The 26587-nt window shown below is 65.7% G+C and carries 29 protein-coding genes and 3 pseudogenes; 22 read left to right on the forward strand and 10 right to left on the reverse strand.

Annotated elements, in window-relative coordinates:
• Nucleotides 1–218: 218 nt before the first annotated feature.
• Entirely contained in the window at nucleotides 219–1160 is a 942-nt protein-coding gene (locus ACMGEZ_RS26045; RefSeq protein ID WP_436825179.1) for a LysR family transcriptional regulator, read from the reverse strand.
• 101 nt (nucleotides 1161–1261) lie between these two features.
• Here ACMGEZ_RS26045 and ACMGEZ_RS26050 point away from each other — a divergent pair, with 101 nt between their 5' ends.
• The 3 genes from ACMGEZ_RS26050 to ACMGEZ_RS26060 are packed head-to-tail and all read left to right on the forward strand — an operon-like array spanning nucleotide 1262 to nucleotide 4454.
• The gene (locus tag ACMGEZ_RS26050) at nucleotides 1262–2251 is read left to right on the forward strand and encodes a Bug family tripartite tricarboxylate transporter substrate binding protein (protein WP_436825180.1); all 990 of its coding nucleotides are present in this window, start codon (nucleotides 1262–1264) and stop codon (nucleotides 2249–2251) included.
• A 5-nt stretch (nucleotides 2252–2256) separates the two neighbouring features.
• Entirely contained in the window at nucleotides 2257–3501 is a 1245-nt protein-coding gene (locus ACMGEZ_RS26055) for a hypothetical protein (RefSeq protein ID WP_436825181.1), read from the forward strand.
• Nucleotides 3498–4454 (forward strand): hypothetical protein, encoded by a 957-nt coding sequence (locus tag ACMGEZ_RS26060; RefSeq protein ID WP_436825182.1) that lies wholly within the window; start codon nucleotides 3498–3500, stop codon nucleotides 4452–4454. The genes ACMGEZ_RS26055 and ACMGEZ_RS26060 overlap by 4 nt, the downstream gene beginning before the upstream one ends.
• Nucleotides 4455–4899: 445 nt before the next feature.
• Here the strand turns inward: ACMGEZ_RS26060 and ACMGEZ_RS26065 are convergent, their stop codons facing one another.
• The 4 genes and pseudogenes from ACMGEZ_RS26065 to ACMGEZ_RS26080 all read right to left on the reverse strand — a co-directional run.
• Nucleotides 4900–5070 (reverse strand): tripartite tricarboxylate transporter substrate-binding protein, encoded by a 171-nt coding sequence (locus ACMGEZ_RS26065; RefSeq protein ID WP_436825183.1) that lies wholly within the window; start codon nucleotides 5068–5070, stop codon nucleotides 4900–4902.
• A 31-nt stretch (nucleotides 5071–5101) separates the two neighbouring features.
• Nucleotides 5102–5383: pseudogene (locus ACMGEZ_RS26070) on the reverse strand (hypothetical protein); the annotation flags it as partial.
• 373 nt (nucleotides 5384–5756) lie between these two features.
• Nucleotides 5757–6797 (reverse strand): TonB-dependent receptor, encoded by a 1041-nt coding sequence (locus tag ACMGEZ_RS26075; protein WP_436825184.1) that lies wholly within the window; start codon nucleotides 6795–6797, stop codon nucleotides 5757–5759.
• Between the two features lie 14 nt (nucleotides 6798–6811).
• Nucleotides 6812–7090: pseudogene (locus tag ACMGEZ_RS26080) on the reverse strand (integrase core domain-containing protein); the annotation flags it as partial.
• A gap of 286 nt (nucleotides 7091–7376) precedes the next feature.
• On the opposite strand from ACMGEZ_RS26080, the gene ACMGEZ_RS26085 reads away from it, so the two are divergent.
• The 7 genes from ACMGEZ_RS26085 (at nucleotide 7377) to ACMGEZ_RS26115 (ending at nucleotide 12641) form a co-directional block, all read left to right on the forward strand.
• Complete coding sequence (locus tag ACMGEZ_RS26085; protein WP_436825241.1) at nucleotides 7377–8294, forward strand: MBL fold metallo-hydrolase; 918 nt, start codon at nucleotides 7377–7379, stop codon at nucleotides 8292–8294.
• A 257-nt stretch (nucleotides 8295–8551) separates the two neighbouring features.
• A complete protein-coding gene (locus ACMGEZ_RS26090; RefSeq protein ID WP_436825242.1) occupies nucleotides 8552–9031 on the forward strand; it encodes a carboxymuconolactone decarboxylase family protein in 480 nt (159 codons plus the stop codon).
• Nucleotides 9032–9464: 433 nt separating this feature from the next.
• Nucleotides 9465–9698 (forward strand): hypothetical protein, encoded by a 234-nt coding sequence (locus ACMGEZ_RS26095; RefSeq protein ID WP_436825185.1) that lies wholly within the window; start codon nucleotides 9465–9467, stop codon nucleotides 9696–9698.
• 51 nt (nucleotides 9699–9749) lie between these two features.
• Nucleotides 9750–9977 carry a hypothetical protein gene (locus ACMGEZ_RS26100; RefSeq protein WP_436825186.1) on the forward strand — a complete coding sequence of 76 codons (228 nt, stop codon included), beginning with the start codon at nucleotides 9750–9752 and terminating at the stop codon, nucleotides 9975–9977.
• A gap of 17 nt (nucleotides 9978–9994) precedes the next feature.
• A complete protein-coding gene (locus ACMGEZ_RS26105) occupies nucleotides 9995–10498 on the forward strand; it encodes a gluconate 2-dehydrogenase subunit 3 family protein (protein ID WP_436825187.1) in 504 nt (167 codons plus the stop codon).
• Nucleotides 10499–11247: 749 nt separating this feature from the next.
• Nucleotides 11248–12273: a GMC oxidoreductase gene (locus ACMGEZ_RS26110; RefSeq protein ID WP_436825243.1), complete on the forward strand. Its 1026-nt coding sequence runs from the start codon at nucleotides 11248–11250 to the stop codon at nucleotides 12271–12273.
• A gap of 11 nt (nucleotides 12274–12284) precedes the next feature.
• A complete protein-coding gene (locus ACMGEZ_RS26115) occupies nucleotides 12285–12641 on the forward strand; it encodes a c-type cytochrome (RefSeq protein ID WP_436825188.1) in 357 nt (118 codons plus the stop codon).
• 4 nt (nucleotides 12642–12645) lie between these two features.
• Here the strand turns inward: ACMGEZ_RS26115 and ACMGEZ_RS26120 are convergent, their stop codons facing one another.
• The 5 genes and pseudogenes from ACMGEZ_RS26120 to ACMGEZ_RS26140 all read right to left on the reverse strand — a co-directional run.
• The gene (locus tag ACMGEZ_RS26120) at nucleotides 12646–13191 is read right to left on the reverse strand and encodes a LuxR C-terminal-related transcriptional regulator (RefSeq protein WP_436825189.1); all 546 of its coding nucleotides are present in this window, start codon (nucleotides 13189–13191) and stop codon (nucleotides 12646–12648) included.
• Between the two features lie 413 nt (nucleotides 13192–13604).
• Entirely contained in the window at nucleotides 13605–14441 is an 837-nt protein-coding gene (locus ACMGEZ_RS26125; protein WP_436825190.1) for an alpha/beta fold hydrolase, read from the reverse strand.
• A gap of 136 nt (nucleotides 14442–14577) precedes the next feature.
• On the reverse strand, nucleotides 14578–14925 hold the full coding sequence (locus tag ACMGEZ_RS26130; RefSeq protein WP_436825191.1) for a hypothetical protein: 348 nt from the start codon (nucleotides 14923–14925) through the stop codon (nucleotides 14578–14580).
• Nucleotides 14926–15087: 162 nt separating this feature from the next.
• Entirely contained in the window at nucleotides 15088–15642 is a 555-nt protein-coding gene (locus ACMGEZ_RS26135) for a sensor histidine kinase (RefSeq protein WP_436825192.1), read from the reverse strand.
• 52 nt (nucleotides 15643–15694) lie between these two features.
• Nucleotides 15695–16105 (reverse strand): annotated as a pseudogene (locus ACMGEZ_RS26140) (histidine kinase dimerization/phospho-acceptor domain-containing protein); the annotation flags it as partial.
• Between the two features lie 332 nt (nucleotides 16106–16437).
• Between ACMGEZ_RS26140 and ACMGEZ_RS26145 the strand changes: the two are divergent.
• The 12 genes from ACMGEZ_RS26145 (at nucleotide 16438) to ACMGEZ_RS26200 (ending at nucleotide 26461) form a co-directional block, all read left to right on the forward strand.
• The gene (locus ACMGEZ_RS26145) at nucleotides 16438–18039 is read left to right on the forward strand and encodes an ATP-binding protein (RefSeq protein ID WP_436825193.1); all 1602 of its coding nucleotides are present in this window, start codon (nucleotides 16438–16440) and stop codon (nucleotides 18037–18039) included.
• Nucleotides 17933–19000, forward strand: coding sequence for a hypothetical protein (locus tag ACMGEZ_RS26150; RefSeq protein ID WP_436825194.1), 1068 nt, complete (start codon nucleotides 17933–17935; stop codon nucleotides 18998–19000). The genes ACMGEZ_RS26145 and ACMGEZ_RS26150 overlap by 107 nt, the downstream gene beginning before the upstream one ends.
• Complete coding sequence (locus ACMGEZ_RS26155) at nucleotides 18939–19295, forward strand: hypothetical protein (RefSeq protein WP_436825195.1); 357 nt, start codon at nucleotides 18939–18941, stop codon at nucleotides 19293–19295. Before ACMGEZ_RS26150 ends, ACMGEZ_RS26155 begins: the two co-directional genes overlap by 62 nt.
• Nucleotides 19296–19438: 143 nt before the next feature.
• Entirely contained in the window at nucleotides 19439–20488 is a 1050-nt protein-coding gene (locus ACMGEZ_RS26160) for a LysR family transcriptional regulator (protein ID WP_436825196.1), read from the forward strand.
• 119 nt (nucleotides 20489–20607) lie between these two features.
• Entirely contained in the window at nucleotides 20608–21576 is a 969-nt protein-coding gene (locus ACMGEZ_RS26165) for an alpha/beta fold hydrolase (protein WP_436825197.1), read from the forward strand.
• Nucleotides 21577–21611: 35 nt separating this feature from the next.
• On the forward strand, nucleotides 21612–22487 hold the full coding sequence (locus ACMGEZ_RS26170) for a hypothetical protein (protein ID WP_436825198.1): 876 nt from the start codon (nucleotides 21612–21614) through the stop codon (nucleotides 22485–22487).
• Nucleotides 22488–22496: 9 nt separating this feature from the next.
• The gene (locus tag ACMGEZ_RS26175) at nucleotides 22497–23198 is read left to right on the forward strand and encodes a dienelactone hydrolase family protein (protein WP_436825199.1); all 702 of its coding nucleotides are present in this window, start codon (nucleotides 22497–22499) and stop codon (nucleotides 23196–23198) included.
• Between the two features lie 88 nt (nucleotides 23199–23286).
• Nucleotides 23287–23514 (forward strand): glutathione S-transferase N-terminal domain-containing protein, encoded by a 228-nt coding sequence (locus ACMGEZ_RS26180; RefSeq protein WP_436825200.1) that lies wholly within the window; start codon nucleotides 23287–23289, stop codon nucleotides 23512–23514.
• A gap of 45 nt (nucleotides 23515–23559) precedes the next feature.
• Complete coding sequence (locus ACMGEZ_RS26185; protein ID WP_436825201.1) at nucleotides 23560–24042, forward strand: glutathione S-transferase family protein; 483 nt, start codon at nucleotides 23560–23562, stop codon at nucleotides 24040–24042.
• 71 nt (nucleotides 24043–24113) lie between these two features.
• On the forward strand, nucleotides 24114–24416 hold the full coding sequence (locus tag ACMGEZ_RS26190) for a glutathione S-transferase family protein (protein WP_436825202.1): 303 nt from the start codon (nucleotides 24114–24116) through the stop codon (nucleotides 24414–24416).
• Between the two features lie 57 nt (nucleotides 24417–24473).
• Nucleotides 24474–25298 carry a glutathione S-transferase family protein gene (locus ACMGEZ_RS26195; RefSeq protein ID WP_436825203.1) on the forward strand — a complete coding sequence of 275 codons (825 nt, stop codon included), beginning with the start codon at nucleotides 24474–24476 and terminating at the stop codon, nucleotides 25296–25298.
• A complete protein-coding gene (locus tag ACMGEZ_RS26200) occupies nucleotides 25295–26461 on the forward strand; it encodes an amidase (RefSeq protein ID WP_436825204.1) in 1167 nt (388 codons plus the stop codon). Before ACMGEZ_RS26195 ends, ACMGEZ_RS26200 begins: the two co-directional genes overlap by 4 nt.
• The last annotated feature ends 126 nt before the right edge of the window (nucleotides 26462–26587 follow it).

Consider the following 26587-nt stretch of genomic DNA (forward strand, 5'->3'; position numbering starts at 1 on the left):
GCGGGTCCGATTACCCCTGGCTACGTCCCGACCTGACCAGGTGGCGCCGCAAACGGCGCCCAGCGCGGCTCCGGCTCCGGCTCCGGCTCCGGCACAGGCACAGGCACAGGCACAGGTATCGACGATGTTCGTGACCGGCACCAACCCGTTGGCATGGTCCGCGGAAGCTTCTTGAACAGATGTGGAAGCATGACGTAGGTCGTGTCCAAGCCGGCTTGCTAAGTCGCAAATTCGTCAACGACAGCGTCCAGCAGCTTTATCACGGGATCATCCTCTGACGCAGCTCTGTAGACGAGTGCGACCGGCACTCTGGAGAACGTCATCTCGACGTGAAGAACCGCAATTCGCCCCAAGCGCAGTTCTGCCGTGGCCATGGACCGCGGGACCGCGGCCAGCCCCGTCCCTGCAGCCACTAGTTGTATGTTGGTCGCGGGGTTGTTAGAGACGATGCGCGGTAACGGCACTGTGACACCCGCCCGCAGAAACTGACTCTCAAGCGCTTGTCGGCTCAGTAGCTCCGACTCCGGCATGATCCACTGGCTGTCCGCGAGCGCATCCCATCCGACATGCCTTTTTCTTGCCAAAGGATGCCGCGGCGGGGCGATCACGACGTACTCGTGCTCTGCGAAACGCTTGTACACCAGGCGCGTGGCCCGTTTGGCGGCAAACGCCGCTTGATTGAACGAAGTCAGCAAAGCGTCGACTTCCCCCTTCAGCAGCGCCTCGAACAGCTGCGGCACCGGCTGTTCACGCAGGCGAACGACAACGCGCTCACTGCCAGCCTGCAGCAAGGCCAGCACGGCAGGCAGCGCTCCGCCGGCCGCCACCGCGGGCGGCGCGCCGAGATGCAATACCGCGACGGGTTCGTCGTTCGAGGCTTGGGCCGCTTCGCTCAGGTGCCCCAGCGCAGCCAGCAGTGTCTCCGCGCCCTGCACGATCACTTCGCCGCGGGTCGTGGGCGTCAGGCCACGCGCGCCGCGCCGGAACAGTGGAAAGCCGAAGGCGTCCTCAACCTCCTTGAGTGTCTTGCTCAAGGCGGGCTGCGACAGATGCAGCGTGGCGGCGGCCTTGCCGAGGGTGCCGCAGCGGTGCAGTTCGACCAGCAATCGAAGGTGACGGAAGCGCAGGCGCGACACCAGGTTGTCCAGCTCGTCGCGCATGGCGTACCCATTCCAAAACATTATGGCCGATTAAAAATATATCACTATTCACATAAGGGTCGGACGACCTATGCTGTGTTCAGAGCGCTCCCGCGCCAACCATGGAGACAGGCCTGATGAGACGATGTTTTGCCGCCCTGATGGCGGCCATGTTGATGCTGCAGACGGTGTGCCCGGCCGCCGCCGACTTCCCTGCGGGCGGCAAGGCCGTCCGGCTCGTCGTCGGCCTTGCCCCGGGCGGGCCGACGGACCAGCAGGCGCGCTTCCTGGCCGAGCAGCTGCGCAAGGAACTGGGAACCCCGGTGGTGGTTGAAAACCGTCCCGGCGCGAGCATGAACATGGCCACCGCGGAAGTCGCCCGCGCCGCGGCGGACGGATACACGCTGCTCTACAGCCCCTTGAGTCCGTTCGCCCAGAATCCGCACTCGTTCGCCAAGCTGCCGTTCGATCCCTTCAAGGACTTCACGCCGCTGTCGCTCGCCAGCGTGGGGCCGCTCGTGCTCGTCGCCCACAGATCGGTGCCTGCGGAGAACCTGAAGGAATTGGTGGCCTATGCGCGGGCCCATCCCGGCCAACTGAACTACGCCTCCTTCGGCAGGGGAAGTTCGTCGCACCTGTTCGGCCAGTGGATGGCGAAGCACTACGGCCTCGACATGGTGCACATCCCGTACAAGGGCGCCGGCGACGTGCAGAAGGACCTGGTCGGGGGACGGGTCCAGATCATGTTCGCCGCGGCAGGCGGCGCGCTGCAGTTCGCACGCACCGGGAACGTCAGGATGATCGGTGTCGCGGCGCCGCAGCGCTCGCCGCTGCTGCCCGGCGTTCCGACACTCGTGGAGCAAGGCGGCACCGGGCTCGACATCGACGGGTGGGTCGGGGTCTTCGCGCCGGCGAACCTGCCGCTACCCATCACTGCGCGCCTTAACGCGGCGCTCGTGAAAGTGCTCGGCACATCCGAGATCAAGCACGAGTTTGCCAAGAGCGGGTACGAAGCGGTCTCGTCGACACCCTCGGAGTTCGCGTCGATCGTGCGTGATGCCTACGAGCGCTGGGGGAAGATCGCCGCGTCCCTGGGCGTTCAGAAGGAATGACCCGCATGGACAACGAGATGGACGCGTTGGCCAGCGGGCTCGCGGCCGACATGGCTCGGCATGCCACGATGGGCGACAAGGTCTCGGGAGGCGCCGGTGACGCGGCGACCGCGCAGTGGATCGCGGGCCGCCTCGCCGAACTGGGCTGTGAGGTCGAGCAGCAGGGCATCGACGTGCCGTTCTTCGATCCCGTCGACTGCCGCTTGGTCGCGGCGGGGACCTCGGCACCGGTCTATTGGCAGTCCCCGGTCACCGCAACGCCGATCCAGGGGCTGCACGCGCCGCTGGCGGTGGTGCGCGCGCCGTACGAGGCGAAGGATGCGGCTGGGCGCATCGCACTGCTGGTGTTGCCGCATGCACGCCATGCCTCGGTCGATTCTCCGCTTGTTGCCCCTCTGATGGCGGCCGCACGCGCAGCGGGTGCCGTCGCGCTCGCTATCGTCCCGGTCGGCCCGACCGGCCAAGCCGTGGCTTTGAATGCCGGTCTCCAGGCGCCCGTCGCGCCGGTGCCCGTCGCGGTTCTTGCGCCGGCACTTGCCGAGCCGTTCCTGCGTGCCGCGCACGACGGCGTGCCTGCCGCGCTCTACTTGCACGGCCACACGAGCGTGCGGCAGACCTTGAACCTGCAGGCAACGCTGCGGCGCGGCCCGCGCTGGCTATGCCTCTCCACCCCGCGTACCGGCTGGTTCGGCTGCGTCGGCGAGCGCGGCACCGGAACGGCGGCGTTCCTGGCCCTGGCGGCGTGGGCCGTGGCTCGCTTTCCGGACCTCTCGCTGTTCCTGCTGAATACAGGGGCGCACGAGTACCGGTTTGCAGGCGCGCACCGCGCGTTGGAGCGGGCCCCCGCGCCCGCCGACACCCTTGCATGGATCCATCTCGGCGCCGCGCTCGCGGTGCGCGACCAACTCGAGTTCCGCGGCGAGCTGTTCGACCTTCCTTCGGCGGATCCGAACCGCATGACGATGGCGACCGCATTGCTGCAGAACGCCGCCCGACTGGCCTTTCGCGGCTTACCGGGACTGGAGCGGGTCACGGCGCCCTTGCCTGGCGTGAGCGAGCTCGGCGCGATCGCGGGGCGCGGCTATGAGCGCGCGCTCGCGGTATTGGGCGTGCCGCGCGCCTTTCACACGCGCGCAGACGATCTCGCCCGAGTCGATGCCCGCCTGCTGGCACCGGTCGTCCGTGCACACATGGCAGTGGTGGAAGCCGTCGATCGCGAGGCCCGCTCTACCTTGGAGGGCGCAGCGTGATGCGGGCGCAGCGTTGCCTGTCCGAGCCGCTGATCCATGCGGGACTCGATGCCTCGCTCGGCAACAACATCAATGGCCCATCGCTGATCCGGGTGCCCAATTGGCTCCCCGATCCGCTCGGACGCTATTACCTGTACTTCGCCCACCATCAGGGCCGGCATATCCGGCTCGCTTATGCCGACGAGCTGACGGGACCCTGGATAGTCCATGCGCCGGGCGTCTTGCCAGTCGCCGACTCGAGCTGTTCCGACCATGTGGCCTCGCCCGATGTGCATGTCGATCACGCCGCACGCAAGATCCGCATGTACTTCCATGGTGTGGCGTTCGCCGCAGGCGAGACGGACGGCCACGAGAAACAGTTCGGAGAAGCCGCGCGCTGGATCGGCAACCAGCGCACCAAGCTGGCCGTGTCGGACGATGGGCTGCATTTCTCAGCGCAACAGCAGGTGCTGGGGGCTTCCTACTTCCGCGTCTTCGAATGGCAAGGGCGTCCGCATGCGCTAGCGATGCCGGGAGCGTTCTATCGCATGGGCGAACACGGCAACTTCGAACTGGGCCCCGTGCCGTTCGAACCGAGCTTTCGGCATTGCGCGGTGCATGTGGACGGACCGCTGCTGCACGTCTATTTCACGCGGGTGGGCGACGCACCGGAGCGCATCCTTCACACCTCCGTCGACCTGAGGCCCGACTGGTCCGCCTGGAAGCACGGGGACATCACTACCGTGCTGCAACCCGAGCTCGGCTGGGAGGGTGCCGCGATGCCCGATGAACCGTCGCGCCGCGGCCCCGTCTTCGAGTTGGTGCACCAGTTGCGCGATCCCGGAGTATTCGTGGATGAGGGGAAGATATACCTGCTGTACGCTGCGGGCGGAGAGCATGCGCTAGGCTTGGCTCAATTGTTGGGTGCGGTATCTGCGGGAACAAGCCTGCGGGAGCAGATGGATGCGCCTTGATCGCGCGCTTTCCGCCAAGACGAACCTTTTAGGTATCAACGGCAATGGCTTGAGCTGAGACTATTTGTCGACCTCATATCGCGCGCGGGCAGGGCCGGTGCCTGAGCCGGAGCTTACGCACCTAGTGAGCAATGGTGTGACGATCTTGGCACTCGATGCGGCTTTTGAACCGTGCGGTTCATTCAGAGCGGCTACGCTGGACATGCGGAGGCGCCTTGCCGATACGCAACTTGCTGCGGGCTGCTCTGAGCCGGCACCGGAAACAGCCTGGCGCTCACCGTTCTCTCTATTGCGCTGGGGCAATTCTGCGTGCCTTGACAACATCGCCCCACATCCTGGTTTCGGCTCGAATCAGGGCCTCGAGTTCGCCGGCCGTGCTCCCCTCCGCGACGGCCGACAAGGCCGCAAGCCGCTCTCTGACCTCCGGCTTCGAAGCAACTGATCTTCAAGCCTCGGTCAGTTTTGCGACGACCTCCTTCGGGGTTCCAGCCGGCGCCCAGACGGCGTACCAGGCGTCTATGACATAGCCGGGCACTGTCTCCGCGAGGGTCGGAACGTCGGGCATTCCTTCCGTGCTGCGCTCGCCCGTCTGAACCGAGGTAAGCGGCGGGCGCAAAGCCGGTGACCCCCATCGCGAGCTTCCCGGGTTGCGACTTTGCGTGGGCGATGAGTTCCGGAAACGTCCTGACCGGAACTTGGGTATTGACCATCCAGACGAAGGGCGAAGCCGCGAATCTGGAAACCGGCGCCAGTTCTTTCTGCGGGTCATAGGGCAGATTGGCGACCTTGCGGCGCAGCAGATGAACGAGGCGCAGCTGGCATCGTTTCGTGGCCGCACGGCGCGCGAGCAGGTCGCCTCTTTCCTTCGCGCGCACCTGAAGGCCGTCAAGCAGCGGCAAGGCGATGCGCTTTTCAGGGCCCGCTCCCACAACCTTGCGATCAACACCAAGGTCGCCGAGATCTGGGAGGCCTCACGTCACGAAGCGATCGGCCGCATATGGGGTCCTGGGCATATCCCGTCCGACGCCAAAGATCCGGGCGTGCCTGCGCGCCTGGATCGGATTTCACGATCAACTCGTCCTTGCCTGGCCGGCCGATCGCGCGGTGAGCAAAGCAGAGGTGCTGGCGTGGACGCTTCGGCAGCTCGATCATCTGGCGGAGGATGAGTTCTCGATCAAATTGGACCGCACCCTGACCTGATCGAGCGGCCCGGCCGCCATGCTTTCTCTCGCTATGACTCCAGCGGACGCTGGCACGGGAGCACCTCGGCAACGTGCGCCGCGACCAGTCTCCCCAGTGTCCTCAGAACTTCGCCTGCAGACCCGCGACGACCTGCCGGCCCAGCCCGGGCAGCACCGTCAGGTTGTTCCAGGACGCCACGTAGAAGGTCTTGTCGAACAGGTTGTTCACGTCCACGGTTAGCCGGATGCTCGGATTGACCTGCCAGTAGGCGCTCAGGCGCACCGTGGTGTAGGCGGGCAACCGGTAGGTGTCTGTGGCATTGCCGGTGCGCTCGCCGACGTGCACCAGGCCGCCGCCGATGCCGTATCGGCCGTTGAGCAGGCGATCCTCGCGCATGGCGAACAAGCCGCCGCTGATGCGCGGGAAATTGGCGAGCCGCAGCCCGACCATGGCCGGATTATTGTCGCGGGTGACTTCGGTGTCGGTATAGGCCAGGTTCCCGGTCAGGCGCCAATGGGCATCGAGCTGGCCGGCCACGTCGGCCTCGAATCCCCGGCTGCGCGCCTGTCCCGCAGCGACGTTGAAGTTGGGATTCATCGGGCTGCGCGTGAGCACGTTGCTCTTGCGGATGTTGAACACCGCCATCGTCGCGGTCAGCCGTTCGTCGGCCGAGAGCCACTTGACGCCGGCTTCCAGCGCGCGGCCGGACTGCGGCGCGAACGCGTTGCCGTTCTCGTCCCCACCTGAATTAGGCCGGAAGGATGTGCCTGCACTGGCGTAGAAGGACAGCCGGTCGTCCACCAGATAGGTGATGCCCACGCGCGGCGAAGTGGCCGAATGGCTCTGGGCAGTGGACTTGCGTGCCAGCAGGTCGTCGTATTCCTGGTGGAAGCGGTCGAACCGCACGCCCGCCAGCAGCTTCCATTGCGGCGACAGATCGATCTGGTCCTGCACGAAGACACCGGTCGCGCGCTGATGATCGAGGTTGTTGAACAAGGGCGAAAGCGGTGCGATCCTAACCGCGCCGTAGATGGGCTGATGGATGTCGATCGCATAGGGCGCCGTGGCCACGCTGGAGTAGTCGCCGGACTGGCCGATGAAGAGGCGCCAGAACTCCACCCCCGCCAACAGAGTGTGGCGCATGTCGCCTTCGATGTGCATGTTCCCGCGGTCGGGACGTAGGCCAGCGTCGAGTGAAGTCGAGTACGGTTGTACCAGAGCAGCCACGCAACGGTTTCGTCCTTGGCTTCGCGCTTGGTTTCGAAGCGTTGTCCGTGCAGCCGCTCCACCTTCAATGACCCGAACAGAGTCTCGCTGCAGGCGTTGTCCCAGCAGTTTCCTTTGCGACTCATCGAGCTGGTGATGCCGTACTCCTCGAGCACATCCCTGAAGTCGCGGCTGGCGTACTGGCTGCCACGGTCGCTGTGGAAGATCAGACCTGCCCTGCTTACCCGGGTGACGCTTGAACCACTCCAGCAGCCTGCTAAGCATCTCGCCTCGCACTGGGTGACACAAGACTGCCACCACCCATCAACGATCCATGTGTTTGGTGCGTATCAGGCACCACTGTGCGTCCGTTTGTGAGCCTACCGGCCCCCTCCCTGCCTGCCTACGATGAATGGCATACGGCCTTCTGCCGTGATCCGTGCCCGACAACTCTGGGTGTTGAACGGCAATTTGTTGCCAGTCGCTTGGCTGGTTTGGCCCGCGCAATCGGGCCGTACTTTTGGAGATTTCGCTATGTTTTCCACAGATGACACCTTGCATCCCACGAGCCAGAAACCCAAAGATCTGGTGCCCTCCCGTTACGCGCTGCGCATCGGCGATATCGACGCGCTGGTGGTCAGCGATGGCGTGCTTCCGCTGCCTGCCTCGACGATGGCCACCAATGCCGATCCAGCCGACCTGGCGAGTTGGCTCGACCAGATGTTCATGCCGCCGGACAAGTTCGATTGGCCGCTGAACGTGATGGTGGCCCGCAGCGGCGACCAGACCATCCTCATCGACGCCGGGCTCGGGGGCCAGTTCTCGGGCTTCCCGCGAGCCGGGCAGTTCCCCCAACGCCTGGCCGCGGCAGGCATCGAACTCGAAGCCGTGACCGATGTGATCATTACCCACATGCACATGGATCATGTGGGAGGGCTGCTCGTTCCCGGGATCAAGGAACGGCTACGCCCGGATGTGCGCATCCACGTCGCCGCGGCCGAAGTCGATTTCTGGATCTCGCCCGACTTCTCCCACACAGTGATGCCGAAGCCGGTGCCGGACGTGCTCCGTTCGACCGCCACGAGCTTCTACAACGAATACCGCGACCGACTGCAGACCTTCGAGGACCGGCGTGAGGTGGCGCCGGGCGTGGTGGTCCGTCTCACCGGCGGCCACACCCCAGGGCACAGCGTGGTTGACCTGGTGTCGGGCGGCGAGCGCCTGATGTTTGCCGGCGACGCCATGTTCCCGGTCGCATTCGACCACCCGGACTGGCACAACGGCTTCGAGCACGACCCCGAAGAATCGGCCCGCGTTCGCATCGGCCTTTTCCGCGAACTGGCGCAGACCCGCGGATTGCTGGTGGCCGCTCACCTGCCCTTCCCATCCATCGGCCGAGTGGCGGTCGACGGCGACATCTTTCGCTGGGTCCCGGTCATCTGGGACTACTGAACGCGGGTTGGCGGGCCAGCCAGCGCACTGGTCGCCTGGTTAGTGCTGCTGGGGCAGCCCATCCCATGGCGCCGCTGCTCGACTCGTCGCGCCTTGGCAGAAAGCGAATCCCCGCTCGCAACCGATCCATTGGTGCGCATCGTTCAACGCCGTGCGTCCCTGTGGGCCCACTGCGCGGGATCGTCGATGCCCAGGATTTCCCCTCTCTCGCGGTCTTCGCGAACGGGTTCCTCAGCCGCACTGAGGCCGGAGCACACATGACCCACCGTCTCAACTACATCAAGCAATCGCCCGAGCTCTTCAAGAAGCTGATCGAGTTCAGCACGCTCGTGGACAGCGGCACCATCGAGCAATCGATTCGAGACCTTGTCACGATCCGCGCGTCTCAGATCAACGGCTGCGCGTTCTGTCTCGACATGCACATCAAGGAAGCCAAGATCCATGGCGAGCGCGAACTGCGCATTCATCACCTGGCCGCATGGCGCGAGTCGACGCTGTTCGTTCCGCGCGAGCGTGCGGCGCTGGCCTGGACCGAAGTGCTGACCAAGCTGCCCGAACACGGTGTGCCCGACGACATCTACGAGCGCGTGCGCACGCAACTGTCGGAAAAGGAGCTGTCGGACCTGACTTTCAGCGTCATGGCCATCAATGCATGGAACCGCGTGAACGTCGCGTTCCAGACCGTGCCCGGATCGTCCGACAAGGCTTTCGGCCTGGACAAGGCGAACCTCTCCTGAGCCTTCGCAGCAAGCGGCACCGCCTCTGGCGGTGCCTTCGCCTGCTTGCTGTTTATGCGCAGTGGCGTTGCGTCTTTGCGCCGGGGTTTCACGGCGACTCGGGGGCGCAGCTCTCGCCATCGGTGGCTGCGCCTCGCAGGCCGTCCCCTCCTCCCCACTTCGAGTTCTTTCTCGCCATGCCGCCTTGGCGCAGCCATGCGCTTCCAGAGCGCGCTGTCGGTCGGACTGAAGCGTCGTCACGCCGCAATTGATGCCGTTGGCTCACTGCGGCGTTTCGCTCGACAGGCCTACCGCATCGACCGGTCCAACCCTAGATTTGAGTGCGACAGATGCAAACGCGCGAACCACTTTTTCTCATCGCACGCCATGACTGTCAATCCGCCTTCAACGGAGTTTCCGCTCGAAGGCTCCCTCAAATTTTCAGGAGTAATTGATGACGAAAAGAATCTTCTTCGCGGCGCTGCTGGCCAGTCTCACGACCTCGATCTCGATCTATGCGATCGAGCCGACCAGTACTGTCTCGCTTCCCCTAGCAACGACAGACGCCTCGGTCGCCAGCCCGTTCGTCTCGCTCGATCTTTCGTATCCGGCCCCACAAGAGCCTTTGGACCGCACGCCGATCACACCGACAGAAACAGTGGGCGCTGCGCAGTACGAGCCCTTCTGATCGATGCGCTGAAACACACGCTCAATCCCTGCCCCTCGAAGAAAGACCCCCATGTCCTTGAATGACCGAGAGCCGCCCGCACGGCGTCTCTTCCTGCGCCAGATCGGTGGCGCTTCCAGCGTTGCCGCTCTCGCGGCGCCCGCACTACTCGGTGGCCTCGCCAGCCCGCTCGCTTCGGCGCAGGGCAGCGCAGTCCGCCCCAGCAACGACGTCCGCCCCTCGGGTTACCTGTCGCTGGGCCACAGGAAGCTGCCTGCGTGGAGGCCCTCGTCAACGTGATGTGCCCGGCTGATGCGATGACACCGAACGGAGTCGATTGCGGCTTGCATCTCTATGTCGATCGTCAGCTCGCCGGCGCCTGGGGGCGTGGCGACCAGCTCTATCGACAAGGCCCCTGGCGCCCCGGCAAACCGCAGCACGGCTACCAGTCGCCCCTCACGCCGGAGCAGCACTTCAAGGCCGGCCTCGCGGTGCTGCGCCGCGAGGCTCAGCAACGCACCGGCAAGGCCATCGAGCAGCTCGAGGCCGGCCCCCTCGACGCCCTGCTCCAGGACGTCGCTGCTGGCCGGATGGACAACGAGCGCTATGCGCTCGGTGCGTGGTTCAACGACTTTTTCTATCCGCTGTTCGTTCAGGCCTGCTCTGCCGACCCGATGTACGGCGGCAATCGCGACAAAACCTTCTGGCGCGCCGTGGGCTTCCCGGGCCTGCCCGCCTTCCACGGGCGCAACGTGGTCCAGTACCGCGGCCTGCCCTTCCCTGGCGCGGCCAAGCCGCAGTCGATCGAGGACTTCAGCTGAAGGCCCATCCCCCATGACTCACAAACTTCCCAAACGCTCTGTTGTCTTCGTCGGCGGCGGACTCACCGCCGGTTTGGCTGCGCGGCAGATGATGAACTCCGGCATCGACGTGCTGGTGCTCGAGCGCGGCGGCGACCTCACCGGCAGTGCGGCCGCCACGCTGCCCAACCAACGCGACGAACTGCGTTGGGGCGTGCGCAACAGCCTGGTGCAGAACTGGGCCAACGAGACCTACACCTTGCGTTATGCAACCAGCGAGAGCGCGCTGCCCGTGCGCCGCATGGAGGCCTTTCTCCCTGGCGAAGGCATGGGCGGCGCGGCGAACCACTGGAACGGCCAGACCTGGCGCTGGGCCGAGTACGACCCGGCCCTGCGCACACGCCTCGAATCCCGCTACGGCAAGGCCGCGATTCCGCGCGAGATGACGGTGCAGGACTGGGGCATCAGCTACACCGAGATGGAGCCGTACCACGACCTGTTCGAGCAGCTCTTCGGCATCGCGGGGCAGGCCGGCAATGTCGGCGGGCAACTGATCGAAGGCGGGAACCCCTTCGAGGCGCCCCGAAAGCGCGACTTTCCGCAACCGCCGCTCGAGATCCTCGAGTCGGGCCGGATCTTCAAGGCCGCTGCGCAAAGCCTCGGCTACAAGCCGTTCCCGCTGCCCGCGGCCAACTCTCCGCGCGCCTATACCAAACCCCGATGGCGCGAGCCTCGCGCCGTGCCAGTATTGCGGCCACTGCGAGCGCTTCATCTGCGAAGCCAATGCCAAGGCCAGCCCGGCGGTGCTGCTGTATCCCTTGCTACAGAAGCAGCGCAATTTCGAAATCCGTCTTCACTCGCAGGTGACCGGCCTCGTCTACGACCTGCATGCCAAGCGCGTGACCGCCGTGCAGTTCATCGACCTGCAGACCGCGCAAACGTACGAGCAACCAGCCGATGTCGTCGTGCTGTCCGGCTTCACCATGACCAACACCAAGCTGCTACTCACGAGTGGCATCGGGCGCCCCTATGACCCGAAGTCGGGCAAGGGCGTGGTCGGCAAGAACTTCTGCTACCAGGTGATGTCGTCGGTGCCGGTGTTCTTCAAGGACCGCTGGATCAACCCCTTCATGGCGTCTGGCGCCTCTCAGATGGTGGTGGACGAATTCAATGGCGACAACTTCGACCACGCAGGACTCGGCTTCTTCGGCGGCGGCTACATCTACTCGAACGTGACGAACGGCCGCCCCATCAATGCCCGGCTCCATCCGGCCGGAACGCCGCGCTGGGGATCGGCGTGGAAACAGGCCAACGCAGACTGGTACGCGCATGCCTTCAACGTCGCGGTGCACGGCAGCAACTACCCGCACAGCCAGAACTACCTCGACCTCGATCCGACGTATCGCGACGCCTACGGCTCGCCGCTGCTGCGCATGACGTTCAACTTCCGCGAGAACGACCATCGAATGAGCGAGTACGTCACGAACAAGGCCGCCGGCATCGCGCGCGCCATGGGGGCCACAACGGTCGGCGTCCCGCAACCTCGACGAGGCGACTTCGACGCGCGGCAGTACCAGACAACGCACACCACGGGCGGCACCGTCATGGGCGCCGACCCTTCGACGAGCGTGGTGTCGCCCCACCTGCAGCACTGGGATGCACAGAACCTCTTCGTGGTCGGTGCATCCGTCTACGCGCACAACGCGGGCTACAACCCGACTGGTCCGCTCGCGGCATTGGCGCTGCGCCTGGGCGACGACCTGGTGCGCTACGCCAAGCAACCGCGCATGCTTTGAGAGGACCTGAAATGCGAACACTCCTTCTTGCCGCCTGCGCCGTGGCTTTCGTGAATCTGGCGCATGGCCAATCGGCCGTGCAACCGCCCAAGACATGGACGACGTGCGCGGCGTGCCACTCGGCACAAGGCGCAGCCGCCATCGGGCCGCGACTGGGCGGCGTGGTCGGCCGCAAGGCCGGCTCGGCACCGGGGTTCGGCTACAGCCGCGCGATGAAGAACGCGCAGATCACCTGGGACGATCCGTCGCTGACGGCTTTTCTGAGCGATCCCCAGCAAGCCGTGCCGGGCAACCGGATGCCTTTTGCAGGCATTCCCGATCCCGGTGAAGTGGCGGAACTCGTCAAGTACCTGAAGACACTGCGATAACTGTCTAACCCGGGCGGCCGATGCGCTGAGGCGCGCGGTCGTCCATTTCGCTCCCCAACCGTTGCGCATAGGCGATCACCGCCGTCCGGGTCGATTCGCCGAGCTTGCGCAGGAGCGCCTTCACGTGCGTCTTGACCGTGCCTTCGCCAATGCCGAGGCGCCTGCCGATGTCCTTGTTGGGGAGCCCGTGCGCGATGAGCTGAAGGACTTCCAGCTCACGAACCGTCGGCACAGCTGCTGTCAGGTTGTCCAGCAACTGATCGGCCACCGCACAGGACAGGTACCGTCGTCCTTCGGCAACGCAGCGCACCGCGTCCGACAGTTCTTCGGTCGAGCAGTCATGCAACAGGTAGCCGCGCACGCCAGCATCCACGGCTCGGCGTATTTGCCAGCCCGTGCGCTGGTCTGTGACCACGAGGAGCGCGGCCGACGCCGGGCCGCGATGGCCGGGTTCGACGGGGGTCGCCTTGTGGAGACCCGTCGCGTAGTCCGTGACGAACACGTCGACGGTGTCGTCGCCGTCATCGATATCAATGATGCCGGTTCGCACGACAAAGTCGACACGGAACGCAGCAGGGAGGCGACGCCGGCAGCCACATACGGGTCGCGATGTGCGACCGCTACATGGATCTGACGAGACTGGGTCAGCGCGGTCATGAGCTCAAGCCCTTTTGAAAGTCATGAATGAAAGTCTGTGCCACCGGCACGCCTGTCACCAGTCAAACTGCGTCAAGCCTTGCTATCCGTCGGGGTGCCGGGGGATCGACCGGAACCTGACAACCGCCGATCGCCTCACAGCGCATGACCACAGCGCGGCCGCCCGCCGGCTGCAGCGCTTCGGAGGCCGCCATCACAGCGCCGGCACCGAACGGGAGCGTCACAGCGACAGCGCATGCGATGTTCTTGAGGCCGTCGAGCCGGGCACTGCGAAGAGTCGGAGTCATCATGATTCCTGGCTGTGCCTCAGGGCTGCGCCTTCGCTGCCTCGACCGTCCCGGCCGCTTGCGCGGCTTCGACGATCAACCGGCTCACCAGCTTCGGCCGCGAGGTCATGACCACGTGTGAAGCTCCCTTGACCACGACCGTCTTCTTCGACTTCGCGCGCTCGGCCATGAAAGCCAATGCAGCAGGCGGAATGTTCTTGTCGCGGTCGCCGTAGATGAACCACGAAGGCACGGTCTTCCAGGCGGCGGCAGGCGCCGCTTCTCCGAGCGCACTTTCGGTGATGGGGCGCTGCGACACGGCCATCAGGTGGGCGAGCGCCGGTTCCACGTCGGCGGCGAACTGCTTGCCGAATTTATCCTGGAGGATGTAGAGGTCCTTGGAACCGTCCGGCAAGACTACCGGTGCGGCGAGCGTCGGGCCGAGCGTGCTGCCGGGAAACTTCCCGGATAGATCCACGGCCGACTCGCCCACCTCGGGGGCGAACGCCGCCACGAAGACCAGCGCCTGGACGTTGGGCTTCTCAGCCGCGGCGGCAGAGATCACGGAGCCGCCGTACGAATGCCCGACCAGCACCACCGGCCCCGGGATCGAGCCCACGATCGCAGCCACATAGTCCGCGTCGGACTTCACGCCGCGCAGCGGGTTGGCCGCTGCGACGACGGGAAAGCTTCGCGCACGAAGGTCGCGCGCGACGTCGTTCCAGCTGGCCGATTCGGCGAACGCGCCGTGAACCAACACGACGGTAGGCCTTGCCGGCGGCGTGACCGATGTGGCCGCGCCGGCAGGCATCGTGAGATGCATCGCCACGAGGCCGATGCCGACGAAGGCGCGCGCGAGACTGGAGAACTTCTTCATGCTGATTTCCTTTGGTTGGATGGAGATGGATGGCCCGACTTGAAAAATTCGCACCTCTGCGGGATGCACCTCGAGCGACAGGTGCAGACACATGGCCTTCGCTCTTTCGACAATCGATGGGCAGAGAGTGCGCGGCTCAACACACGCCTGGTGCGTCGCTCCCGTGCACTGCGTCGTTCGCACACGCCTGCTCCGTCGGCCCGGCGAGTCGATTGCTGCTTGCGGAGCAGAGGTCCTGCGGGAGCGGCGCTGCATGGAGGGCAACCGTGGCAAACCGGAGTTCCGCCTTCGCCGTTTCGCCGCCCGCCACCGCGCAGGCCGCAGCAATGGCAAGCAGCAAGACGGTCACGTATCCCACGCTCCAGACGCGGTCCATTGCACCTCGTGGCGCGGCGTCGGCGGCCGCCTGCAAGGCTTCGTTGCGTGCCTTGAGCGTGCGGCGTGGTGCGTCTGATCGCGCCAGGGAATGAATGCGCTGCGTCATGGTGATTCCTCGAGGGCGCCACGGCCCTGGCCTCAGGACGGCTGGGGCTCCGGTGCGCGAACATCGCGGCACGGTTTGAATCCTAGGTTTCGCATCTCGGTTGCGGTAGGCCTGCGGGAGGTACTGCCGTGTTGCATGCTAGGCATCAATGCGCAGCGCTGGTCAGTCGCGCCGATGCAGAGGAAGCCACACGTTGAACTCTGCGCCGCGGCCCGGCCCTGCGGAGGTCGCCTTCACGAAGCCACCGTGAGCAACCGCGAGGCCGTGAACCAGCGCGAGGCCGGTACCCAGGCCACCGTGCAACTCGCCAGCGCCGGTGTCGGCCTGACTGAACAGGCCGAAGACGTGCGGCAGGAACTCGCGCGCAATGCCGCAGCCACTATCCGCCACGGCAAGCCTGGCAAAGCCGGCTTCAGAGAAAAGACGCACCCTGACCTCTGCACCGGCGGGCGAGAACTTCATCGCGTTGTCCAGCAGGTTGCCGACGATCTGCTCCAGCCGTACCGCGTCGGCATGGCAGATGAGCGGATCGGCCGCCTGGGTCTGTGCGCGGATGCGCCCCGAAGTCCACGGTGCGCCCAACGCGGCGACGAGGTCGAGCACCAGTGCGCCGAAGTCGACCTCTGCGCGGCGCAGCGCCAGCTTGCCGGTTCGCACGCGCGAGACATCGAGCAGGTCGTCGATGATCCGAGCCTGGCTTGCGATGGCACGCTGCATCGCCTGAGCGATGCCCTGTATCCGCTCCGGGGGCCGCGGACGCGGGCAGGCGCTCGAGCAAGTTGGCATTCATCCGGATGACATTCAGCGGCTGTCTGAGTTCGTGCGAAACGATGGCCAGTGCCCGGTCGCGGGTCGCACGGCGCAAACCCGTTGCTGCGCGAATCTCGCGCGTGGTTTCCGGGGCTGCTTGCGTGCCCCGCATGTGATGAAGCTTCACGAGGAATCCGTGTGTCTTGATGCGGCCGCCCCAGATGCATCGCGACAGGGGGTCTCGGTGATGAGCGACGTTGTTCTTGCGACTGAAACCGATCGTAGGTAGCCACGCTACCCGGCGGAAGACCGCCGCGATGACGCACAGTGTTGCCGGCCGAACACCAATCGCTGCACGCCACCGGCCCGCATCGTTCGCAATTTCCGGACTCTTCGTCCACGCGAACCGGGTTCCACAGAGGCCTCGCATCGCGTCCAATTGATCGGCACCGGCAACAGTGGCCACCGCGGGTGCAAGACCCAAGGCCCGGCGGGCAACCCGAATCGCGATCCCTGTCACAGGACATCGTGCTCATCCGTCTTGCATTGGTTAAGTGCACACGCCGTCGACCCGCAGACATCTGGTCCAAGAGGTCGCGCCGCCAAATCCAGATCGGCTGCGGCCCTCACACCTTTCACCGAATCATTGAATGAAAAAGTTTGAGTTCGAGGCACTTCCCGTCGCGGGTGACGGCGCAGCCATCGGACGCGCCGCGGGGTTGCCTCGAACGCACACAGCGCGGGAGCCGGACAGTGGGTGACATGTCCGACGTCGCGGCCCGCGCCGCTCCATCGCAGACGCATGCCGACGCCAAACCAGGACTGAGCGAGGTTCACTGGCGCTTCGGTGCGTTCCTCCTCTGGGAGAGCCAACGTCGGCTCGAAAAGCTCGGGCAAAGAGTGCGCCTGGGCTCCCGCGCGTTCGAGCTGCTGCTGCAGATGCTCAAGCGCGGGGGCGAAGTCGTGGGGAAGGAGGAGCTGCTCGCGACCGTCTGGGCCGGCGTGGTGGTCGAGGAGTCCAGTGTCCGTGTCCACATCTCCATGTTGCGCAAGGCCTTGGGCGAGCCGGAAGAAGGCGACAACTGCAAGGAGTGGATTTCCAACATTCCGCTGCGCGGGTATCGCTTCAACGGAACAGCTTTTCGCGAGCAGGTCGGCATCCCTGCCCACCCTCGCCTTCCGGGGATGCCCCTGCCCTCGTTCACGAAGCTGCCGGAACGACTCACCCGGCTCGTCGGCCGTGACGCCGACGTGGAGCAAGTGCTGACGGCGCTCGCCACGCACCGGCTCGTCACCATCGTCGGTGCCGGCGGCATCGGGAAGACCCGTGTGGCCATCTGGGCAGCTGAGTGCCACGCAGAACGCACGGACATGCCACTCGCCTTCATCGACCTCTCGCCCCTGGTCTCGCCGGCCCATGTGGCGAGCACGGTGGCGCGGTCGCTCGGCGCGCCAGCAGACATCACCGACACGACGCGGGCTATCCTCCAGCGCCTGGCCGGCCGGGAGGCGCTTCTGCTGGTCGACAACTGCGAGCACATGCTGGATTCGCTGGCGATGCTCGTCACCGAACTGCTCGGCGCCCTGCCCGGCTTGCGCATCCTCGCCACCAGCCGGGAGGCCATCCGCATCGAGGGAGAGCATTTGGTGCGGCTGTCGCCGCTCGCGGTGCCCGGCGCCGAATGCGCCGATCTGGTCGAGGCCATGGCGTCGCCCGCCGTTGAGCTTCTGGTCGAGCGTGCGAAGGCCGTGGGCGCGCGCGCATTTGAAGATTCGGATGGCCCGCAGCTCGCCGCGATCGCGCGGCAGGTGGATGGCATCCCGCTGGCCATCGAGCTGGTGGCCGCACGGCTGGGCGTGCAGTCGATCGACGATCTTGCGCTGCGGCTGAACGACCACTTGCGGCTTTACTCCGCCGGCAACAGGCCCGTGCTGCCCCGGCACCGGACGCTCGCAGCAGCGCTGGACTGGAGCATCGCGCTGCTGGACGATGCGGAGCTGCGGCTCTTTCGCGGGCTCTTGGTCTTTCTGGGCCGCTTCGACGTCGAGGTCGGCGTTGAGCCTCACCCAGGCAGACATGGACCCCGAAATGGCGTTCAATGCACTGATCTCGCTCGCCAACAAATCGCTGGTGTCCTTCGACAGCAGCGATGCCGTCGCTCCCTACCGGTTGCTCTACACGACGAGAAGCTATGCCGCCGCGCGCCTGGCACAGACCGACGAAGGCCCGGTGCTGCAACGGCGCCATGCGCTCCTCATGCGCGAACTGATGCGCACGGCGACATCGGACTCGGGCGAGCTCACGTCGCAGGCCTGGACCGCACGCTACGCGCACCGGCTGGACGACGTTCGCAGTGCGCTTGACACCTGTCTGGCGCAGCAGGACGGCTGGGAGACCGGTGCCGCGCTCACGATTGCGTCAGCACCCCTGTGGTTTCATGTCTCCCAGGTCGCGGAGTACCGCGACCGGGTCATTGCGGCACTCGCGTGCCTCGCCCAGCGGCCAGGTCCGGACACGGAGACAAAGGCCTGGCTGCAGATCGCCCTGGGCAATGCGCTGTGGCACACCCGGGGGCCCGTTCCCGAAATGGGCGCCGCCTACGAGCGCGCGCTCGCGGGCGCCATGTCGGCCGGGCTGGGCGTACTGGAGCTTCAGGCTCGCTGGGGTATCTGCGTGCTGCATGTGATTCGCGGCGAGTACGCGACCGCGTTGCGCCACTCGCACGCACTGCTCGACTCCGCAGGAGCCTCCCAAGACCCCGCCGCGCTCAACCTAGCTGATCGGATGGCCGCGCTGGCGAACCACTTCTGTGGCAACTTGTCTGCGGCGAGCGGCAGCGCCCAGACGGCGCTTCTGGTCGGTGGCGGCGTGCGCCAGACGCGCGTCAACCTGTTCCAGGTCGACGCCACCGTCGCATCGAACGCCTTCCTGGCGCGGACGCTCTGGCTCCAGGGCGATGCGGCGAACGCCATGGCCACCGCCAGCCGGGCGGTGGCACTTGCGGAAGCGGGCGGCAATGCGGTCTCGCTGTGCTTCGCCTTGTTCGGCGCGTGCCCTGTCGCCCTGTGGTCGGGCGAGCTCGAACTGGCGCGCAAATGGGTCCGCATGATGCTGGACGAGGCGCAGCGCCGAGGCTTGGCCTACTGGTACCAGTGGGCGCACTGCTATGCGCTGGGCCTGGAGGCGAGCACCGCGGACGACCGGGACCGCCATGTTCACCAAGCAACTCGCCGCCTTCGACGCGCCGCGCAAGGAAATGCTCGTGACCTTCTGCCTCGACTGGATCGACGACGAGACGATCGCGCGGGCCGGCGCCGGACATAATCAATGGAGCGCGGCCGAGACCTGGCGCGCCGCCGGCTGGCGCTGCGAACAGCGCGGCCTGGACGACGAGGCGCTGGCGTTCTACCAGCGCGCCATCGACACCGCCAGGCAGCAGGACGCGCTGGGATGGGAGTTCCGTGCGGCGATCAGCACCGCACGGCTGTGGGTGCGCCGGGGCAGGACGGCAGAGGCCGCCGAATTGCTCGACGAGATCTGCGGGCGGGCTGCCTCCAGCGGCGACAACCCCGGACTGTCGCAGGCCCGCGCGCTGCGCAACGGACTCTTCCGGGCCTGAAGACGGCGCGCGGCACTGGGCGGCCGGCCATAACAAACCTTGACAGGGCTTAACTGGCCCAGGCATGGCTTTGCGCGCAGAGTGGCTGCTTCGCTCTCAGGGGGGCCCAGGACGACCGTGTCCCTCAACCGGAAAGCCGTCTCATGAGTACTTCTGAATTCCCCTTGACCTCGCCCTCGTCCCTTCCCCTCACGCCGCGCGCAGACCCGCTGGCCTCCAGTTTCGCCACAAGCTATGCGGGAGTGGTCGCCTTCATCGCCGTCGTCACGGAAGGCAGCTTCGCGCGCGCCGCCGACCGACTGGGCATCGGCCGCTCCGCCGTGAGCCGCAGCGTCCAGAAGCTGGAAGACCAGTTGAACGTCCGGCTCTTCCTGCGCACGACGCGAAGCACGACGCTCACGCGCGAGGGCGACCTCTTCTACGCCAACTGCCACACCGGGGTCGCCCGGATCGTCCAGGCCGTGGAAGAGATGCGTGACCTCCGGCAGGGCCCGCCGCGCGGACACCTGCGCATCAGTGCGGCGGTCGGGTTCGGCCGCCGGGTCGTTGCTCCTCTGCTGGGTGAATTCCGCGCCACCTACCCGGATGTCACCATCGACCTGCTCTTGAACGACAAGCCGACCGACTTCACCTCGGACCGCGTCGATATCGCGTTTCGCAACGGCCGCATGGAGGACGCCCAGATCATCGCCAAGCAGATCATCCCCATGCAGTTGCTGCTCTGCGCCTCCCCCGCCTACCGGGCAGCCCATGGGCTGCCCGCCACCGTGGAAGCGCTGGCCAGCCACGAGTGCATCAACTTTCGCCTTTCCTCCGGCCGCATCTTCGAGTGGGAGTTCAAGGTCAGCGGCCAGTTGCGCAAGTTCGTGCCCACGGCCAAGCTCACCTACAACGACGCGGACCTGGTGCTGCAGGCCGTGCTCGACGGCCATGGCATTGCCCAGCTGCCGGGCTACCTGGCCTGCGAGTCGCTGAGAACGGGTGCGCTGGTCCCGTGCCTGGCCCAGTACGCACCCGATGACAGCGGCCACTACATCTGCTACCTGAGCCGGCAGCACCTGCCTTCGCGCATGCGCGTGTTCATCGACTTCATGACCTTGAAGATCCGGGCCGCGGACCTGGACTGCCTCACCGACCTCAGCCCGAAGCTGCAGGCCGACACCGAGATTGGTGCCGACGCGACAACAGCGTGAGTCCCTGTGCGGACCTACCCCCGCGCTCATGGCGAACCTAGCATTTGAACCGTTCCACGGCCTCTTTCGCAGCACTCGCGCACCGTGGTCCGACGTTTCAATTTCAACCGCAGGAAACCATGAAGACCACACAGAACCCTTCGCGCCGACACCTGATTGCGACCGGCGCTGCCGTCGCCACCGGAACCCTCGCGTTCGGCATGCAAGACGCAGCCGGCGCAGCCCCCCGCAACCGTTCGACCCAACCCCGGAGCCCTTCCATGACCAGCAACACCATCACCACGCCCGACGGCACCCAGATCTTCTACAAGGACTGGGGCGACGGCCCCGTCGTCACCTTCTCCCACGGCTGGCCGCTCAATGCCGACGCCTGGGACGGACAGATGCACTTCCTGGCACGCAACGGCTATCGCGTCATTGCGCACGACCGCCGCGGCCACGGCCGCTCGAGCCAGTCGTCGTCGGGCAACGACATGAACGGCTACGCCGACGACCTCTCGGTGCTCTTCGAGGCCCTCGACCTGAAGAAGGCCACGATGGTCGGCCACTCCACCGGCGGTGGCGAGGTGGCACGCTACATCAGTCGCCATGGCAGCAAGCGCGTGGCCAAGGCCGTGCTCATCGGCGCGGTGCCGCCGGTTATGCTGAAGTCCGCGGCGAACCCCGAAGGCCTGCCGATCGAGGTGTTCGACGGCATTCGCGCCGGTGTGGCCAGCGACCGGTCGCAGTTCTACAAGGACTTTGCGATCCCGTTCTACGGCGCCAACCGTCCGGGCGCAAAGGTATCGCAGGGCATCCTCGACCACTTCTGGCTCTTGAGCATGCAATGCGGCCAGAAGAACTCCTACGAGTGCATCAAGGCCTTCTCCGAAACCGACTTCACCGAAGACCTGAAGAAGATCGATGTGCCCACGCTGATCATGCACGGCGAGGACGACCAGATCGTGCCCATCCACGACTCGGCGAAGAAGTCCGTGCAGCTCATCAAGGGCGCCAAGGCGATCTACTACCCCGGCGCGCCGCACGGGCTCACCGCCACGATGCAAGACAAGGTCAATGCGGACCTGCTTGCCTTCCTGAAGAGCTGAACCGCGAACAGGCCGACCGACCTCGAACTTGCACCATGCTGAATCTATTGCTGCAAACCACGATCAAAGGCGACCCGGACGACTGGAACATTGCGCGCTTCAGTCGCCTGGGTTCGTTTCTCTCGCAGTTGCAGGACGACGACGGTCGGCCGGCCTTCCAGGTGACAGCGCGCGATCGCTCTTCGCGCGCTGCCCCCGACCCCGTGCTGTCGACGCTGGATGAATCCGACTTCGACCAGCTCTGGCTCTTTGCAGTTGACACCGGTGACGGGCTGACACCGGAGGATTGCGCGGGCATCACCCGGTTCCGGCGCCGCGGCGGCGGCCTCATGGTCACGCGCGACCACATGGACCTGGGCAGTTCGATCTGCAACCTGAGCGGCGTCGGCGCCGCGCATCACTTCCACAGCCGCAACTGCGAGCCCGATGTGGGTCGCCAGTGCGTCGACAACCCGTTCTCGGGCCGCATCTCCTGGCCCAACTACCACTCGGGCGCCAACGGCGACTACCAGCGCATCCGCTCGGTCGGCAGCATCCACCCGGTGATGCGGGACAGGCGCTCGGCGACCGGTGTGATCCAGTATCTGCCCGCGCACCCCCACGAAGGCACCGTCAGCGCACCGCCCGGCGACTCGAGCGGACGCGTCATCATGGAAGGACAGAGCTCGGTATCAGGCAATCGCTACAACATCGCGGTCGCATTCGAGCGTTCCGAGCATGGCGGCAGAGCCATCGCGCAATCGACCTTTCATCACTTCGCCGACTACAACTGGGATCCTTCGGCGGGCTGTCCTTCGTTCGTGACGGAGCCCGCCGGCGATGGCATCGTCCGTTTTCCTGACGCTCTTCGCTCGACGAAGCAGTACGTCCGCAACATAGCCTTCTGGCTCGGCGCAGAGCAGACCCCCTGAGGAAAAACCATGCATGACTCACTTCAGATCACCACCGCCGATGGGAGCTTTACCGCTTACGTCGCCCGCCCACAGAAGCTTCCCGCACCGGCCATCGTCGTCGTTCACGAAGTCTTCGGCGTCAATGCCGACATGCGCCAGTCCTGCGACGAACTCGCGGCACAAGGCTATCTGGCCATCTGCCCCGACCTGTTCTGGCGAATCGCGCCGGGCGTCGAACTCACTGACCGCACGGAAGCGGAACGCGCTCGGGGCCTGGCGCTGTACAACGCCTTCGACCTCGATGCCGGCGTGAGCGACATCGCCGCCACCCTGCAGACCGCGCGCGCCATGCCGGACGTCACGGGTAAGGTCGGCGTAGAGGGCTACTGCCTCGGCGGCCTGCTGGCCTTCCTCACGGCCGCGCGGGTGGGCCCCGACGCAGCGGTGGCCTACTACCCTGGCAACGCGGACAAGTACGCCCGGGAAGCGGACCGGATCGCCAGCCCGCTGATCGTTCACCTCGCGGAAAAAGACGAGTACATCCCAGCCGACGCACAACGGGAAATTTCGTCCGCCTTGAAGGAACGCCCGCAGGTGCAGGTCTACAGCTACCCGGATCGTGGCCACGCCTTTGCACGGCACCGCGGCATCGCCTACGACGCCGAAGCGGCGGCCTTGGCCAACGGCAGGACCGCTGACTTCCTGGCCCTTCATCTGCGGAAACACTGAACCTTTCGGCGCGTCAGCAGCAGCAACGGGTTTCTCCAGCGAAAATCCGCGGACGGTCTTCGCAGGCCATCACTTGATGGAGTCAACCATGCTGCGTCTCTATGACAGCCGCCTGTCGGGCAACTCGTGGAAGGTCCGTATCCTGCTTAGCCAATTGGGCCTGGCGTACGACCGCGTCACGCTCGACCTGCAGAAAGGCGAGGCGCGCGACCCCGCGTTTCGCCAGATCAGCCGGTTCGCACGCGTACCGGTGCTCGTGCTGGAAGACGGCCGCCCGATCGTGGAGTCGGGCGCGATCCTGCTGCATCTTGCCTAGGGCACGCCCTACCTTCCCGACGACCCGTACCTGCGATCGGAAATCATGGGCTGGCTCTTCTTCGAGCAGGCGGACCTCCAGAAGGCCATCGCCATCCCGCGCGTGCTTCATCTGCACGGCCTTGCGCAGGAGAGGCGGCAAGACATCGACCGACTCCACGTCGACGGGTACGCGGGACTCGAGAAGCTGGACCAGTGGCTACTCGGGCGCACATGGCTCGTGGGCGAGAACTACACCGTCGCAGACCTCGCACTCTCCGCGTACGTTTCATTGGCCGGGCAAGGCGGCTACGACATGGCACGCTTTGCCGGCATTCACGACTGGCTGGCGCGCGTGCATGGCCAGCGCGGCTGGGTTCGCCTGATCCCCGAAGGCGGCCCGGCGGCCGCGCCTGACCCGCACCTGCATCGGGCATCGGCTGCAACGGCCGTGTCTTCGATCGTTCGAGATTCCGGGACCGTGCGTACAAGGTCCGACGCCTTCTCAATCACCAGCGTCCTCCATACGATTTGCCTGCGTTCACCTTGATGGAATCGAACGCAAACCCGCTCATTGATTGTTGGTTGGTGTGCCTGCCGCGCAGGCTGATGAGGAATGTGATGACGAGTCGTGACTCCCTGATCGAAATGACCGCCGCCGCGCGCGCCGCCATCGCGGCCCCCGCCCGCACCACCATCGTGGGCGGCCGCCCGACGCCAAGATTCGAACTGTTCCATGCGGCCAGTTCGCTGTGCTCGCAAAAGGTGCGCACGGTGCTGCATGAGAAGGCGCTTTCCTATCGCTCCAACGACATGCGCATCCTGAGTTCGATGGGCAGCGAGGGCCTGGTTCCGGCCGAACACTACAGCCCCGCCTACATCCGCCTGCGCCTGGTCGCCGCGCGGGAGCTGAACCGGGAATAGGTCGATGGCTACAGCGGAAGAACGTCGGTCGAAACGGAAGGCTTCGACCCGTGCGTCGTGCCGTTGCTCGTCGATTACGAAGCCGGCCGCGTGATTGCCGATTCGAAGCGCATCTGCATCTACCTCGATGCTGTGTCGCGCGACCCGGTGCAGCTCGTGCCCGACGCGCCCGCCGCACGCGTCGAGGTGATGCGCCAGGTCAGCATCGTCGACAGGATTCCGAACGGCGCCCTGCTCTACGGCTTTCATCCGGATGCGTATCTGCGGCCCGAGGCGCTCAAGGTGTCGATGCAGACGGTCTACGACTACAAGGTCATGGTGCTCGAGCGCCTGATGGCCGACAACGCCGGCGAACCCGACCTGGTGGCGGCCTACCGTGCCAAGATCGTGAAGGAAAGCGGCGGCAAGGAGGTGTGCCGTGACCCGGAGTTTCAGCGTGCTGCGCGCCAGCAGGCGGGGCAATTGCTGATCGACCTGGAGCGCGACCTGGCTGCAGGCTCTTTCGCCTGCACGAACGGGCACGCCTTCTCGCTCGCGGATGTGCTCTGGGGCGTGAACCTCGTGCGCCTGAACTACCTCGGACTGGCGTCGATGTGGGACCCGCTCCCCCGCGTCACACGCTGTTTCAACGTGCTGGCTAGGCGGCCTTCCTGTGCAACGAAGCGATCCAGGCGTCGCTTGATTCGCTGCCGCACTCCCGCTACATGGATGCCGTGGCGGACTGCAGCGCCGAAGCCGCCGCCTGATGCTTCTCGTGGTGTAGCGAAGCACCATGCACCCGCCGCTCACTGCGCTTTTCGCCATCGATCTAGCCGCCCGTCACTTCGTGAGGGCGGGCGAGTTCGTCCCATGACCTTCCCTGTACACGGAGACATACCTTGAACGCCGTTCGCCAGCCATACAGCGTGATCCCTCGTGCACCGGGTCTTCGCCGGGCGCTCGAAGCCCTTTCCACCCGGCGCATCACGGTCTCCGACCTGATCGAGCAGGCGCTCGACGCCGCGGAAGCCGGCAAGCGCGACCTGCACGCGTTCGCCGCCATCGACTGGGACGGCGCCTTGAAAGCCGCATTGGAAAGCGAGCGGCGCTATGCAGAAGGCAGGCCGCGGCCGCTGGAGGGACTGGCCATCGGCGTCAAGGACCTAATCGACACCCGAGACATCGAGACCAGCTACGGTTCAGCCGCCTACCTCGGCCACCGTCCAAGCCTCGACGCCGACATCGTGAGGTCGTTGATCGAACGCGGCGCCATTCCCATCGGCAAGACAACCACGCACGAATTCGCATGGGGCGTGACCACGGCCAGCGCTACCTTCGGGGACGCGTTGAACCCGCTGGACCGCACGCGCATTCCCGGCGGCTCCAGCGGCGGTGCGGCCGCGGCAATTGCTTACGGCGCCGTGGCGGCCGGCCTCGGCACGGACACCGGGGGGTCGGTGCGCATTCCGGCCGCGCTGTGCGGGGTCGTGGGCTTCAAGCCGACGTTCGGCGCGCTTCCCACACGCGGCATTTTTCCGCTGGCCCCGACGCTGGACCATCCCGGTTTTCTTGGCGAGACGGTCGACGACATCGCCATTCTTGCGGGTGCCTTTCGCATCGAGGCGCCACAGAACCTCGCGCGTATGGACGCACGCCTCGGCGTCATCCGCGAGATCGCGCCCGTGCCGTTGAGCGCCGAAGTTGCGGTCGCGTTCGATGCCGCCGTCGCAAGACTCGGAGACGTTTTTGCGTGCGCAACGCTCGATGGGCAAGGGCTTTTCAACGGCGTCTTCGAGGCCTTTGCGCACATCGTCCTGACCGAAGGCGGAGTCGAGCATTTCAGGCGCAAGGTGCGGCGACGCCGGTGTGGACGGGTCTGGTGGCCCCGCCCGAAGAGGTCGGCGGCCGTTACTGCGAGAACTGCCACGTGTCCGAAGTGGCCGATGCACCCATCAGCCCAGCGGCAGAAGGTGTGCGCTCCTACGCCCTGGATTCGGAAAACGCTCGGAAGTTGTGGACTCGAAGCGAAGAACTCGTTGGCGAGCGCTTTTGAAGAGAAGGTCTGAGGCGGCTAGCGAAAGGCAAGCCGCCGGTTCGAGCCGGCTTTCGTAGCGACTGGCGTTTTCATTTTGACCGGATTTGCTCATATTCAGTCGACTTGAAGGCATTCGAATCCGCGCGCAGTCACTAGA

This window comes from Variovorax stachyos, assembly GCF_051400855.1.
GTDB lineage: Bacteria > Pseudomonadota > Gammaproteobacteria > Burkholderiales > Burkholderiaceae_C > Variovorax.